Below are 14,545 nucleotides of genomic sequence, written 5' to 3' on the forward strand. Positions count from 1 at the left end.
AATGGGGGTTGTGATGCAAACTTCAAAATTGAGTTTCGAGGAACGCAATCTCACTATGACAACAGATGTGGAACAACTAGCTCTAGATTGGCGAAAGCGCTTGGCTGCGGAATGTCCAGACCAAAATGAAGCTGCTAGGCAAAGCATTATTCTCTGGCTGTTAGGATCAGACTCCAAACGGTTTGATCTATTTAACCCTAAAGAATTCGATATCGCCAAGCAAGCGATGGAATATCGCTGGAGAATTTTACGTCAACGCTATTTGGGGCTAGGGCGAGAACGTGCTTATCGGAACTTGATAACGCGATTGGGGAGCTTAGTAACATTACGGAATAAAATTCAGACTTGGGTTGCCCTAAGCCGCGATCGCCAGCGTAGTGTTATGGATGTATTGCAAGAAGTACTCCAAGAATTACTGCAAAGCGACAGCCAGATGCAGCAGCAAATGGCTGATATTGCCAAATATACAACTGATAGACGATTGGGAGATGCTCTGCTATTCGCCAGTGTAGAAGAATATTGTCTACGGCCAGTCCGCAATCAACCCCTATTAGCTTATCGGTTTGTGAATTACTTGCGTCGCACTCAGCGCGGTGGCTTAACCCAAGTGCCGGGCCGTGACTTAATTAGACTGGTGTCAGAAGAAGTTCTCACAGACGACAATGACAATCGAGTTAACTTAGTCGATAGTCAGGCGATCGCAGAATATATTGAAGCACAACAGCTAGAGGAACAACTTGCGCTACGTCAGTCAGTACAAAAAGAATTTGAAAATTATCTACAAGAAAATCTGGGAACAGAGGCAGTAGAGTGGCTACGACTATATTTACAAGGTAAATCCCAAGAAGAGATTGCCCACAAATTAAATAAGCCGACTAAAGAGGTATACCGTCTGCGAGAAAAAATCAGTTACCACGCTGTGCGTGTTTTTGCTCTCAAAGGTAAACCAGAGCTAGTAGACAATTGGCTCTCAATTTCCTTGCAAGAACATAACTTGGGGTTAACCCAAAACCAATGGCAGCAACTGGATGAAAAATTGACTCCTCTGGGGCGGCAGATTCTAGATTTGCGGAGAGCAGGTAACTCAATAGAAGCAATAGGCCAACAGTTAAAACTCAAAACCCATCAAGTGCTAGGCGAATGGACAAAAATCTATCTTGCTGCCCAATCTTTAAGAAGCCAGGAGTAGCCTATGAGGCATTTAGTTGCTCAATTAAGGTGGTGTACCAAACTAGGAGATGGCGAGCAGGGGAGAATTCATCGCAAGTTCATCCCCTCATGCCTCAGTTACTAGAGTAGAACTTCAAAAGGCAGAAGCAAAACGAACCACGTTTAAAAGCATGGGATTAATTTTGAACCCGTTATGTATCGTGGCAACTTTTGGTTGATATATTTTTTATACTAGTAAGCTTTATATCTACAACTAAAATTTTGATTAATTGATTAAACCTTAAATCATATTTCTGTAAGTGAAATCGCTGATTTCAATTTTATACATAATTGTTATGTTGTAATCGAACTCTAGACTGATCAAGCTTAGAGTTTAACTCAAATAGATAGAGATTTTGCTGCCGTATTCTAAATAAGATTACGGATTAAACAAATTTATAGTGACAAAGTTAGTTTCCTGCTCTTGAATCCATTTTTTATAAATATTTCATGCAGACCGAGGTTTTTAGTGAACTTTTCCCCTTAATGAGTACAGCCACCCCCCAAACTTTGGAATGGCTGCTCAACGTTGCAATTGAACATGAATACCCATCTGGGCGAGCCGTTGTGATGGAAGATGCCTGGGGTAACGCCGTTTACTTCGTTGTTTCAGGTTGGGTCAAAGTCCGGCGTACCGTCGGGGAAGATTCAGTAGCTCTAGCAATTTTTGGTAAGGGCGATTTTTTTGGAGAAATGGCAATTTTGGATGAATCTCCACGCTCAACCGATGTCATAGCCCTTTCGTCTGTGAATTTGCTGAGTGTATCTAGAGAGCGTTTTATTCAAATCTTGTTCAAAGACCCACAGTTACATCACCGGATGTTACAACTTATGGTGCGGCGATTGCGGCAAATTAACTTGCGCTTACAAATGCGGTCTTCACCACCAGCAGTCAAACTTGCCCATACTCTAGTGACTTTAGGCGAAAGCTATGGTCAAGAATCGAATTGTGGAAAGGAAATTTTTAACATTCCTTTTAAAGATTTAGCAGAAGTAACAGAAATTGGTATTGACGAAACCACCAAAATTATGGAAAAGCTGCATGAGAAAGGGTGGATTAAAATTGACAGCACCAACAACATCATTTATCTCGTGAACTTCAAACAGTTGATGAACTTGGCTGGCAAAGTGTAATTGCTAAGGGTTATTAGGGACTGACAAATTAAAAAATATTCAATTATTTATTTTGGGGTGGGTAGCGCTCAGTTGAACGCTGTACACCCCACAATAATTGAATTGACTTTTGCAATTTAAAACACTCACAAGCGCAAGCAACATCTGGACTTAAATGGAGCTTGCGCTGGTCAACATCTAGTTAAGTACTTCTGCTACAGAACCTCCAACAATTGTTTAATTTTTGTGTCTTGACGTTCTTTGAATTTTTCTGGAAAATTTAACTCAAGCGCAATCTTGCCATTTGTCTCTTCTACTGCATAAATTTCGGCAACAAATCGGTTAGATGAGAGATTATCCTCATCCTCATTCAACAATAAACCAACTAATGGTTTGACAGTTCGCATCGTGTGCAAATCCTGTTGTCCTATCATTTTGTGAGAAGACACGGCTTTTGTATCCTCTATTTCCAAGCGTAAACCCGTTGTTCCTAATTCTGTAGCTACTGCAAAGAAGAAGTTACCATCCCAGTAGAGTCGGCTATGGCTATTTACCTGCTTGCGTACCTTTTTACGGCTAGTTTGTTTTACGTCACGCAAGGCCCGAGTCAGACTTGTGGCTAAGAATCCAAGAGAAGCAAAGGGTCGGTCTACATACTGGCCTTTTTGAGAATACCACTCTCGGACATCAGAATATAAAACTAGAGTTAAAGCATCGCGTTGGGCATTGTTGAGCTTCACAAAATCAACAGCCAAAAGCGTTTCTGTGTCATTAATAGGAGAAACTCGGACAATCTGCGCTGTTAAAGAGGCGCTAGCAGTATAATCTCCCATCACCTCAACTTCCGCTTCCTCCATTAAATTGGGCCAAGTTTCCAAAGAAATTAATGCCCCGGTTTCTGAAATATTCACCGTTTTGCCCATGATTGTTTGACCGTTACTGGTAATTAAGATGGGGAGGCGACGCTGTAAACGGTGGGCAGTACGTACTTGTGGCTGTTCAAAGCCAACCAGCAAAGCAGCTACCAGCAAAACCAGATTAAAAATAGACCACATCGTGTTGACTAAGACCGCTTGCCAATCTTCAGGATGTAACAGCAGCCAATAGGGAACAGCTAGCAAGGAAGAGACTACAAGTGCTGTCACCACCAAAAGACCACGCATCGATTCCCAATCAAAGGTACGTTTGGTTATAGACGTTCCTTTGTCGGTAACGTTAAATGAACCCAGCTTCGGATTAAACAGCGCTAACATCGTCACCCACCCAGCCTGGAAAGCCATCGCAAATTCAAAAATTTCATTCCAGAAGGAGAAACGGACGTTTTTGTAAATGATGTAGTTAGTAAAAAGGGAGAGGAGAATATGAGGTAGGGCGTAAGCTAGAGTTTCTAAACCCAAACCTTGGACAGAGTTAACGCCAAATAATAGAAATAATGTCGGAGCGATCGCATATATTAGTCGAGGATAGCCATACAAAAAGTGTGAAGTCGCGCTAAAGTAACAAATCCGTTGTGCAAATGTTAGATTCAGCTTCGGATTAAAAATGGGATTTTCTAATCGCAGAATCTGCGCCATCCCCCTAGCCCAACGCACTTGTTGTCCCACGTAAGAAGAAAACGTTTCTGGCGCTAAACCAGCCACCATAATTTTGTCGTAGTAGACAGACTTGTAACCCAACGAATGCAATCGCAAAGCAGTGTGGCAATCTTCCGTCACGGTTTCCACTGCAATTCCCCCAACTTCTAAAGCGTGGGATTTGCGGATTAATGCTGCCGAACCGCAGAAAAAGGCGGCATTCCAAAAATCGTTACCTTTTTGCAGTACCTTATAGAACAGTTCATTGCCTGCGGGTATTCTACCTTTAGTGACCAAATTACGCTCGAAAGGGTCGGGGTTATAGAACCAGTGAGGAGTTTGGACAAATGATACTTTGGGATCGAAGAAAAACCCCATTGTATGCAAGAGAATTTGCCGCGATGGGATGTGGTCGCAGTCCAAAATCAAGACTAAATCGCCATCGGTTTTGTAAAAGGCGGTATTGATATTACCAGCCTTAGCGTGATCGTTATTGTCCCGCGTCATGTGTATACAGCCGAGTTCTTGGCACATTTGCCGTAGCTGTTCCCGTCTTTTACTAAACTGTTCTCGGCGTGGGTCGTTCTCTTTATACTTTTCTGGACGACCATCATCAAGGACATAAACCTTTTTTTTATCAGGAGCATAATCACAGGCTAAGGCTGCCACAGCCGTCTTGCGAACAATCTCCACATCTTCGTTGTATGTGGGGATGTAGATATCAACTTTGAACCATTCCTGTTGAGGAATGTTTGTCAGATTAACTGGTTGGCGTTCTTGAATTTTCAGGGTTTGAAAGTATGCCAATATCAAGGTTAGGATGGCATAAAGTTCGGCGGCGAACAACAATATGCAAGCGATGCTGTTAAGCCAACCATCAAAGTTGAGGGTATAGCTGGTGCGGTAGTATAAATAACGTAGCGTTGTTACCATACTCAGCCACAGCATAAACAAGTGATAATACTGACTGATTTCTGAAGAGGACTCTTGAAACTCTGCGTGTATCACCAGTTGACCGAGTAGCACAAGAAACACTGCTACCAATCCCTGCTGCCAAACTTCTATCGGAGTAATAATCAGTGGCACTGAGAGCGCCAATAACAGCAGGATAAACCACTTAAACTGATTCACACCCACTTTTTGGAGAGTGCGGTCAAAAAATCTAGGGGTAATATCAATCAACCAATTGCTCAATTTTGAGCGCTGGCGATCGCGTGATTTCCGGGGCGATGTGGGGGGGGAAGATGACATTGTGGATCTAAAGTTTGAAATTTAAAATGGGCAATACCTGACCGAAAGTGTCTATTTTTTATCAGCAGTCAAGCGCTTGAGATACAACTGAAGAATCCCGTAAAGAATTAGAGACACACTAAAAATGCCCACAGGTAGCAATAGCCAATTTTCTTGTAAAAATCGTGATGCTTTACTGAGGATGGTGGTATTTTCTAAGCGACGAGTGTTTGGGGCGCTTTGGAAAAACTGTAGTTGATAGGCATCAGCATCGTAGGAAACTGGGTCTTTTTGATCGCTACTAATTAGCACCGTATCCTTCTTGAGTTGGAAGAACCACGGGTCTTGATTGAGAACTTGTCGCACTCGCTCTAAACCAGTTTCGGTTTGAGATGTTAAAGCTAAAACGACGCGATCGCTGTTCCAAGGAGAGATAATTTGCTTAATCATCCCTTGTGTATCCTGCGGGGTTTGAACCACAGCATTGGCAGAGGAGCGGGAATATGCCTGACTCAAGTTGAAGCCAGTGGAATTAAATACTTCGGGAAAAGGAAAGTCTTCTCGCGTTCCAATTCCTACCAAATGGTCATTTTTGCGGGCTTGTGTTGGCAAAGCATCTGGTGTATAAACATTTAGCTTGACAGCATCTGCTTGACTGAGCCTTCCCAAGCGTTCGCTAAAAGCCAACAAGGTCAACACATCTGTCTTCGAGGGAATTTGTGGCACGACGATCGCTGTCTGGGACAAATCCTGGGGTGCAGCAAAGGGGAAACCAAATTTCAGCAGGTTCAAGTCTGGTAGTTGTGTAGAGATTTCCCGTTTCAGGTCGAAGCTAGTATCAGAATGCACCGTACCTGTCAGTTGTTGATCTGGTGGCTGAAGACAGTTCTGTTTATCAAACGGTTCTCTCGGATTCATCCGCAAGAAAACTTGCAGTTTCGAGTTGGGTTTGATCAAGTTTTCCGGCAAATTGACTTTGAGGTTTTTGCGAGTTTCTCCCGACTCAGAATCAAGACGTGCCCCACCAATGAAAACTCCATCCAGTAAAACTTCGATCGCAGAAGTTCGCGGATTAACCTGCGGCCCGTAACTGTACGCCAGATTCATGGAACTACCGCGCAGAAATCTATCATCTGGTAAAGCGCGAAAATCAATTTCAACTGGTGGCGCTCCGATCCCACGTACAGTCACATCACTAAACGGCTCACCATTTACTTGGGTTTTGATGTCGCCCAGTTTAAAAGAATTTTGTTCTGGCAAATAATGAGGCCATTGGCGGAGTCCTGGTGTCGAAGCTTCCTTGAGGGTCTCGACAAAAACCACCTGACCAGTACCCATTTTCCGCAAGTCTGGCTGTGATAAAAATTGGGTTGCCTTTTCTACAGCTTTTGCACTGTTGCCAGTAGCAATTAAAACCGGAACCCCGCTCTTTTCAGTTTTAGTTACAATCAATACCCCTGTTTCATCTGGTACGGGGTTATTATCACGATCAAGAATTTGATTGCTAACGACTTTCAGGGGCAAATTCTTCCAAGTATTTAGGCTTGGTTGCTCGTTGGGAGTACCAATAATGATCAAGCGATCGTTTGCTTTCACATTGGCGACATCAGACACCACACTCGTCTGAATCGGGCGGAAATCTGCGATTCTTCCCAATGCCGCTTGTAAGCGAGCTGCTGCTGTCAACCAGGATTGATCGACTTGACTCGGTTGCAAATAAGCAATTTGGTTAGTTTCTAAGCCAAATTCGTCAAAGAAAGGATAAGGATAGCGGCTGAAATTCAGAGGAATTGGCTGCCGTTCATAATTAAAGATTAATTTGGAATCTGGTAGAATCTCTGTCCACAAGTCAGGACTACTAGGGTCGCTACATTCGAGCGTATTATTTTGCTGTGCCACCAATGTGACTTCGTTGTAGTCTTGCAGCAGCTTGGGTGGGATATTGAACAGTACTTGACCTACTTGGGACTCTTTACGATTGAGTGGTACGCTACCAACACTGATGCCATTCAATAACACGGTCAGGTTAGAGCGATTGGCATACAGTGATGGTGAGTGTTGAAAACGGATTAAAGCTTGTACCTTACCCCGATCTAGTTTCCAGCCACGAGGACGGGTAAAGGCAAGACGACCTTCTGAGTAAACCCCGCGCAAGCGCATCCGGTTGCCCACAATCGGACTACGATTAAATTCTAGGGTGTAACTTGTCAGGTTCTTGGCGCTAGGAGCTTTTAAGTCTGCTTTACTAGTTTCTGATGTCGTTGCTTGAGCTAATAAAGTTACTTCTTGTTGCAGATCACCTTTGGTTTGAGCTTGAGCGCTCAATAATGAACTAGGAAACAAAAAAAAGCAAGAAGTAACAATAATTGCTTTTTTACTAATTTGGTGAAGATGAAACAATTGCTTCATGGTAGAGCGTGATTTTAGTGTGAATTTACTCAAATTTTTTACTTAAAAAGCACAAGTATTTTGTTGCTTTTAGAACTTCAAAATTATCCCATCGGATTTTTTTTTAAATCAACGGGAGTCAATCTGCCCGGAGCGAAAGGTAATTGGCAAGCTTATGCCCTAAACTCAGCGTCGGGGAATGTTATTTAAGCAATCGCTGGGGAATTGTCTTTGGAGGTAGCAATCCTAACCAAGCCAAATTCTGAGTGTAATAAGCAGATTGGTCTCCCCAAATTCCCTGCTTGTATTGAGGCAGTATTTTTTTCACAAGCAGTTCTTGAGCGATCGCTGGTTCCACTAACTGCATGGCGGCATACAACATAGCGTATTGGGATGTAGCTTCGTAATCCACTAATGGTTTCCCTTGAAGATCAATGCGTGCTGGTAATCTTGATTGTTTACTCCATAGTTTTTGCAAGTGCTGAGTGGATGTCACTAGATAGCGCTGCGCTTGGGGTGAGTTAAACCAGGCAGCATCCAACGACAAACGCCACCAGACTCGATAGGAATCAAAACTATACAAACTCTTCAGAGTGCTGGATGCTGGTAGGGTTTGGTATTGTCCTGTTTTGGTATTAAGAGCTACCCAATCACTGGGTAAACCTACCTTAGAAAGGTTTGCAGAATCTTCTAGCACTTGATAGCTGCTGTCTACCAAACTCAACCAATCATGTTGGGGGTCAACTTGTGCAAAGATGCGAAAAGCATAGGGTGCAAAATAAGAGGGATTCAGGTAAAGGGTAGACGCATCCGGGACGAATGCAGCTACAGGCCCTGGTAGCAGATAGCGCTTACCTTGGGTTTTTGAGATAGTGGACAAGTTCCACAAATCTTGCAGTTTGAGTTTTGCCAGTTCCAGGTATTTGGGTTGATGCCAACGCCGTGATGCTAAAATCAGGGCAGTAATCGCATCTATATCTCCATCGCTAGCAAAGTTGCTGTCGATGACACCCCAGTTACCATCTTCCTTTCGTCCCCACTTCCAAGCCCACAAACTATCTGTGGGTTTACCACCTACTTGGCGCTGGAGGTTATTTTCCGACCAGTTTAAAGTCAGGGCAAAAGTTGCCGGATCATTAATCAGTACTGCTCTTAGCAAAGCATAAGCTTGACCTTCACTAGTTGAGCGATCGCTTGCTTCGTAATCAATTACCCGCCCATCTGACTGAATAAATCTTTGGCGGTAGCTATCCCAACTTTGGGCTAGTAATTCCCGGTTGGGCGTAGATTCAGGAAGATCAGCTAATAATCCAGTGGGATTTTGACTACTACCTTCAGTGGGGACGTTTGCCACCGGAATTTGCTCATCCGGCGTTTTGGGGTTTGCTGCCGAGTAACTAGAAACACAGGCAGATAAACCAATCAGGCAGGCAATAGCTGCCACTTTTGGGAAGTGCCACATCCTAAGAACAGTTTGATTTGTAAAAGATTTAAGCGATCGCTAATTTCTGTTTCGACGTTGATAATCTTCCCAAGGGGGTTGAAATCCTCGTCGTAGCAGAAAGTCTGTTTGGATTTGCTGTATTTGCCGAGATGCATCGCTATCGTTTCCTCCTTCTGCGGCTGCTTCTAATTGCAGTTGTTCTAGCTGGGCCAGTGCTGTCAAAGGCTGATCTAAAATTGCATTCAATCCAGCAAGAGCGCGGCGTGTGCCTTTGTCTTCCGGTTTTTGTGCCAACACTTGAGCATAAATCTCTTGTGCCGATTCAAAGCGGCGCTGTTCAAAGCGAATTCCGCCCAAAGCCGCTAAGGCATCGATGTTATCTGGTTGCTGCGCCAAAATAGTCTGATAGGTACTGCTAGCCAAATTCAAATCACCTACAGATCGAGCCAACTCTGCCTGCAACTGGTATGAGTCAGAAGTGTTGGGAATACGGGCAATCAACTGCTTCATCCGCGCTTGTGCTTGGGCAGGATTGCGTTTTGCTATAACCTGTAATAAACGCAGTTGTAGTGGTATGGAACTAGGGTCAGTTTCTACCAGATAACTATATAAAGCTTCTTTTTGCGGATCAGTAGGCAACGCTCCTATCAAACTATAGAGTTCTGGAGGAGTATTGGTTGTAGGTTGTGTAGCTAACCAATTGTTGAGAACTGCCTCTGCTTCTGGTTGAGAGATCCGCTTGGCTTGATAGGCGATACTAGCACGCCCTAATTGAATCGACAAATTTTGAGGATTGCGAACTATTAGTTGGTCATAAACTGTCACAGCCTCATCAAAACGCTTTTGTTGCAGTTTTACTCCAGCCAGTCCGCCCAAAGCAGCATCAATAATATCGCTATTATTTGGCTTGCTAGCAAGCACAGCTTGGTAACGTTGGGCGCTAGCTTCGAGATTACCCTCACGACGTTCAATTTCTGCTGCTAGTAATTGGGGTGCGAGGTCTTTAGCACCTGCGGGGGTAGCTGTGTAAGCTGCCAAAGCTTGCCTTGCCCCATTCAACTCTTGGCGCTGCACATACATTTGCGCCACCCGGAAATTCAAAAATGGTACGTTAACCCCCATTTGTAAAAGATTTTGGTACACAGGTAAAAATTCTGGGTCGGGAACATCAATGTTCACTAAGGCATTAGCTAGCTGTTGCAACTGGACGCGATCGCTCGGCGCTGATTGTATTGCAGTAGTCAAACGCTGTTTCAAGTCATTTTTACCGAGTAAACCTAGCTGATTTTCTAAAGCTAATTGCTGCACCACCAGACTTTGATCGTTGGGAAATTCTAACGCCACCCGTTGATACAGTTGCAGTGCTGTTTGTCGTCCTTCGGGGAACCCAGTAAAGACATCAGCAACTTCGCGCAGTAGTTTGGAGGAAGGGTTAGGATCAGTTTGCAGTGCTTGACGGTAGAGCTTGAAGACTTGCTGGGTGAGGGTGGGGTTATTGGTGTACTTGCGAATTTCATTGAGCGATCGCGCTAAGGGCAAAATCGCGTCTGGCCTTCCCTGTAATACATCTAAAACCGCCAACGCTTGAGCTTGTTGTTGATTGGCAAGGTATGCTACAGCTAGTTCTTTACGGGTTTCAAACCCTATCTCGTTAAGTTTATTGGAGCGCTGCAACTGCGCTTCTAACACCTGTACCGCCCCTCCAGGGTTGCCTGTTTCTCGTAAGGTGCGACCGTAGGCTAGTGCTGCATACTCTGTAATGGCTTTGCCAGTGGAGCGATAGCGGTTAAACAACTCCAGTGCTTTAGGAAAATCCCCACTGTAACTATAAGTTTGAGCTGCATCAACGACTGCCTTTGGTGTGGGGTTGTTGTTCAGCACGATTTGGTAGTCTGCCAAGGACTCGCTTAAGCGTCCTTGATAAGAGTAGAGTAGAGCACGGTAATGACGACCTTCTGAGTCATTAGGATTTAACTTTAATAAAGTTGTCAGAGCTTCAATTCCTTTTAAGTTCCACTCAGGACGATAAGTAGCCAATATACCAACTGTCTTTAAAGCTAGTTGATTGTTGGTGTCTACCGCCAGTACTTGTTGATAAGCACTCCAAGCTTCGGGAATACGTCCGGCTTTGCGATAGGCGATCGCTAATCCTAACCTAACTTGCGAAGATTGCGGTTGACTTTTAAGGGCTTGCTGGAAGACTGCGATCGCATCATTAATCAAGCCTTTTTTTAAAAATCCAAAACCCTTTTGTGCCGATGCTGATAAGCTCTGTGCTTGAGCGGGGGCAATTCTGCCTAAAGGTGGCACAGTTAGCAAGTAAGTAAAAAGGAAAAATGAACAAGTAAAAAGAGAACGATATTTAATTTTTTTAGCTTTTCCCTTTTGCCTTTTATCTATATTGTTTTGACTCATTGAGTAATTCTCCCTCTGGGAGTGATACCAAATTCTGATTTCACCCTAATACCGAAGACTGTTTCTGAGAAATCATCACGCGCTTGAACCGAAAAGCCTAGCCGTAGATTGTCAAGAAATTTAAAATCATAGAACATTTCCAATACATCGGGACTATTTCCACGACGTAGCTGATCGTTAGAGAGAGCGCGTCCATAAGCTATTCCTACCCGGTCATCTGGGGTAAACAGATCCACAAGACTAGCTCCCAGGACGTAAGTATTTGCACCCTCTCCTAAAGTGCGGTTTTCGTAGTGACCATAGCGCCCAAATAAACCTAATTTCAGATTGGGAATAAAGACTTCGGCATTGATACCGTATGCTTCTTCGCGATCGTTTTTATCAGGGCCAAATTGATTGTTACCTCTGGCAATGCTATAGCTTTCAAGGAAGCTATCACCAACACCAGCGTCGCGATCGCTGGCATAAGTACCACGAATAATTGCATTGCCGTAACGGATGCCGATTTCACCAGCAAATCCATCTAAAGAAAAGTCACCGATTTTATCTGCTGATGAAAAGACTGCCGCTTTCGCTTCAATATTGTCGGTGACACTCCAATCAGCTAACAAACCAGTGCGTGAGCTAATCCCTGTCGCCGCTAGTGCTGGGTTAGTTTGAAATACCGGATTAAAGAATTGACTGGCTCCATCTTTAGCAAAGCTGTTGCGATCGAAATAAGACGTTAAATCTATTTGACCGATCACAAACCGCAGATTAGGTACTCCTGCTAGTGAAGTCGCCAAATAAAGCTCGTTGATGTTCAAACCATCGTTTCGGGAGTCATCAAAGTTGCGGTTGCTGCCTTGGCTTGTTAAGTCCAGGGTTGCTCCAATCAAAGCTTGAGGAGACAGTGGGTAAACGCCGCTGACTCTCGCCCGTGCTGAGGTGTCGCCACCTTGGTTAATATAAACTCCTTGGAATTGTAAAGAGGGTTCCCTTAAACTACTGCTAGGGAGCTGGCGGCGTTGTTGAGTAGTTATCGATGGGGTAACTGGCACTGCTGTGCTTGGAGTGGGAGTCGTATTAAGAAATGATGGTGTTGTCTGTGGATTGAGTAATTGTTGATTAAAAGTTGGTGCTACTCCTGGTGCAGTTGATTCTGGGGTTGCAGGCAAGTTGGGAAGTGGTGGCAGAGGGGCTGTTTGAGAACTGAGTAGTTGATTAAAAGTTGGTGCTACTCCTGGTGCAGTGAATTCTTGCGTTGCAGCCGAGTTGGGAAGTGCTGATAGAGGGGCTGTTTGAGAACCGAATAGTTGATTAAAAGTTGGTGCTGCTGGTGCAGTTGATTCTGGCGTTGCAGACGAGTTGGCGAGTGGTGGCAGTGGGGCTGAACTACTTGGTGGCTCCGAGCCGTTCATCTGTCCCTGCAATCCTAAATTAAGGTCAGAAGTATCCCCACCTGCTGCCACTCGTGGTGCAACAGAACTACGTGCTGCTGCCGGGGCTTTTCCAGTTACCTGCTCCTGGATGAAGACACTCTCCATTTGTTGGAGATCGTTGACTGGTTTGGGTTCCACAACTTTCAACACTGGATTAGCGATCGGTGTAACTGCTACACCAGTCGTTACGCGTGGAGGAGGCAATGTTTGCAACCCTGACTGAGATTGTTGACTTTTATCAACGGGTAATTCAGGCACTGGTAGCGGTTCTGCTAAACCCAATTGGTAGTCGATAGTCTTTAGCTGAGATGGGTTGACTTGAGCTGAAGATTTTTCGCTCACTGCCAGTACCCAGCAAATCGAGACGGCGACAGTACAAAGCAGTGGATAAACCTTGTGGTACTGGCTTGGAAAAGTAAATTTATAACAATCGAGTACTGTTTGCCTCATCAGCCTAGTTGGGTAACAACTACATATTTCGGTTATTCAATGTCGCTACTTTAGCAAAGGAAATGAGTATTAACCACTACATTGAATAAAATTTGCAATTTTAAACTAATTGATTAAGAGTCGATAAAACTTGTTATTTTTAAAAATAAATTGGGCATAATAGGTAAAAATCTGAGCTATTTGGAAATAAACCAAATAATCTACCCTTTATCATGGAAAATATTCATTTAAGGACTATTTTGACCAAATTAAAAGCTTTATCTCCTACTAATCTCCAGGCAGGTGTTTGCCTAATGCTTTTAGCTGCTAGTTATGGCTGTGTTCAAAAAGCACAAGAAAAGGTGGAAATGAAAATCGGAGATGTACAATCTATATCAAGTAAAGGTATATACAATATCGTCGGTAGTACCAATCTGCCCGAATCTAGCAAGATTACAGTGGCCGCTGTACGTTATTTGCGTCCATCATCAGGACAAACAGAAGCTTTACTGAATTCAGACACAAATACTAACCGTTCGATTCTGGCTCGTCAAATTGTGGAAGTGAAACAGGGAAAATGGGAGGCTGCGCTGAATCTGTGGCAAGTTTCACCCGATGGTAGTTTTCAAGAAGTCTGGCAAGAAAATCCAGCACAAATACGACTATTTCCAGAAGGTGGCGTTACATTTGTAGCTATTTTCGATCCTGCTACTCAGTCGGAACAGCCAGATAATCAAAACTCTCAAAAGTTGAAGTTAGAAAATCAACAGCTTGAAAAGCTTGAAAGCAAGTTGATTCGCTTTACTAACGAAGGTGAAAAATATTTACAAGTTAGCCAAACTTTAACAGTACCCATACCTACGGGGAAAACAATACCACCTCGTCGGCAATCGGAAGACTTGAATGGTGGTTGGGGAAACCGATATCAAATCCCGCCGCAATCCATAGCTTCTAAAAATACCTTACCTCCACCGATTAAAAATAGGCAAACGAATGCTTATCTGACTCCTTCAGAGTTTCTCCGGTGAGAATTATAGCGGTTCTCGGTTGATTAGGTACTAAACCCCACCTCAACCCCTTTCTTGCTTGCCAGGAGCTTGCTCTGATGTACCTCATTTAATTAGGAAAAGCTATAAACCTCTCCTAAGAAACCGTATTTGCTTAGGAGAGGGATAAGGGCATCAAACCCATATAAATACTTCTGTCTCTATTTACCCCTACCCTACTTCCTACTTGATTGAGGACGGGGTATTTTAATCTTCCATCGCTCTCTTTTTGATGGATAAAAATTGGAATACCAGCCTCAATATGAGCGCTGGCAT

The 14,545-nt window shown here is 43.8% G+C and carries 8 protein-coding genes; 3 read left to right on the forward strand and 5 right to left on the reverse strand.

Annotation, left to right across the window (positions count from 1 at the left end; genetic code table 11):
• Position 1: 1 nt before the first annotated feature.
• Positions 2-1,189, forward strand: coding sequence for a HetZ-related protein 2 (locus tag VE944_RS10175; protein WP_324976090.1), 1,188 nt, complete (start codon positions 2-4; stop codon positions 1,187-1,189).
• A gap of 470 nt (positions 1,190-1,659) precedes the next feature.
• A complete protein-coding gene (locus VE944_RS10180) occupies positions 1,660-2,343 on the forward strand; it encodes a Crp/Fnr family transcriptional regulator (RefSeq protein ID WP_324976093.1) in 684 nt (227 codons plus the stop codon).
• A gap of 194 nt (positions 2,344-2,537) precedes the next feature.
• On the opposite strand, the gene bcsA is transcribed toward VE944_RS10180, so the two are convergent.
• The 5 genes from bcsA to VE944_RS10205 form a co-directional block, all read right to left on the reverse strand.
• A complete protein-coding gene (gene bcsA / locus VE944_RS10185; protein WP_324976096.1) occupies positions 2,538-5,147 on the reverse strand; it encodes a UDP-forming cellulose synthase catalytic subunit in 2,610 nt (869 codons plus the stop codon).
• A gap of 51 nt (positions 5,148-5,198) precedes the next feature.
• Positions 5,199-7,535 carry a cellulose biosynthesis cyclic di-GMP-binding regulatory protein BcsB gene (locus VE944_RS10190; RefSeq protein ID WP_324976099.1) on the reverse strand — a complete coding sequence of 779 codons (2,337 nt, stop codon included), beginning with the start codon at positions 7,533-7,535 and terminating at the stop codon, positions 5,199-5,201.
• Positions 7,536-7,716: 181 nt separating this feature from the next.
• The gene (locus VE944_RS10195) at positions 7,717-8,976 is read right to left on the reverse strand and encodes a family 8 glycosyl hydrolase (protein ID WP_324976102.1); all 1,260 of its coding nucleotides are present in this window, start codon (positions 8,974-8,976) and stop codon (positions 7,717-7,719) included.
• Positions 8,977-9,015: 39 nt separating this feature from the next.
• The gene (locus VE944_RS10200; protein WP_324976104.1) at positions 9,016-11,373 is read right to left on the reverse strand and encodes a tetratricopeptide repeat protein; all 2,358 of its coding nucleotides are present in this window, start codon (positions 11,371-11,373) and stop codon (positions 9,016-9,018) included.
• Positions 11,370-13,136: a porin gene (locus tag VE944_RS10205; RefSeq protein ID WP_324976106.1), complete on the reverse strand. Its 1,767-nt coding sequence runs from the start codon at positions 13,134-13,136 to the stop codon at positions 11,370-11,372. Before VE944_RS10205 ends, VE944_RS10200 begins: the two co-directional genes overlap by 4 nt.
• Positions 13,137-13,456: 320 nt before the next feature.
• Between VE944_RS10205 and VE944_RS10210 the strand changes: the two genes are divergently transcribed.
• Complete coding sequence (locus tag VE944_RS10210; protein WP_324976109.1) at positions 13,457-14,251, forward strand: hypothetical protein; 795 nt, start codon at positions 13,457-13,459, stop codon at positions 14,249-14,251.
• Positions 14,252-14,545 lie beyond the last annotated feature (294 nt).

Source organism: Nostoc sp. (assembly GCF_035638895.1).
Classification (GTDB): Bacteria; Cyanobacteriota; Cyanobacteriia; order Cyanobacteriales; family Nostocaceae; genus Nostoc.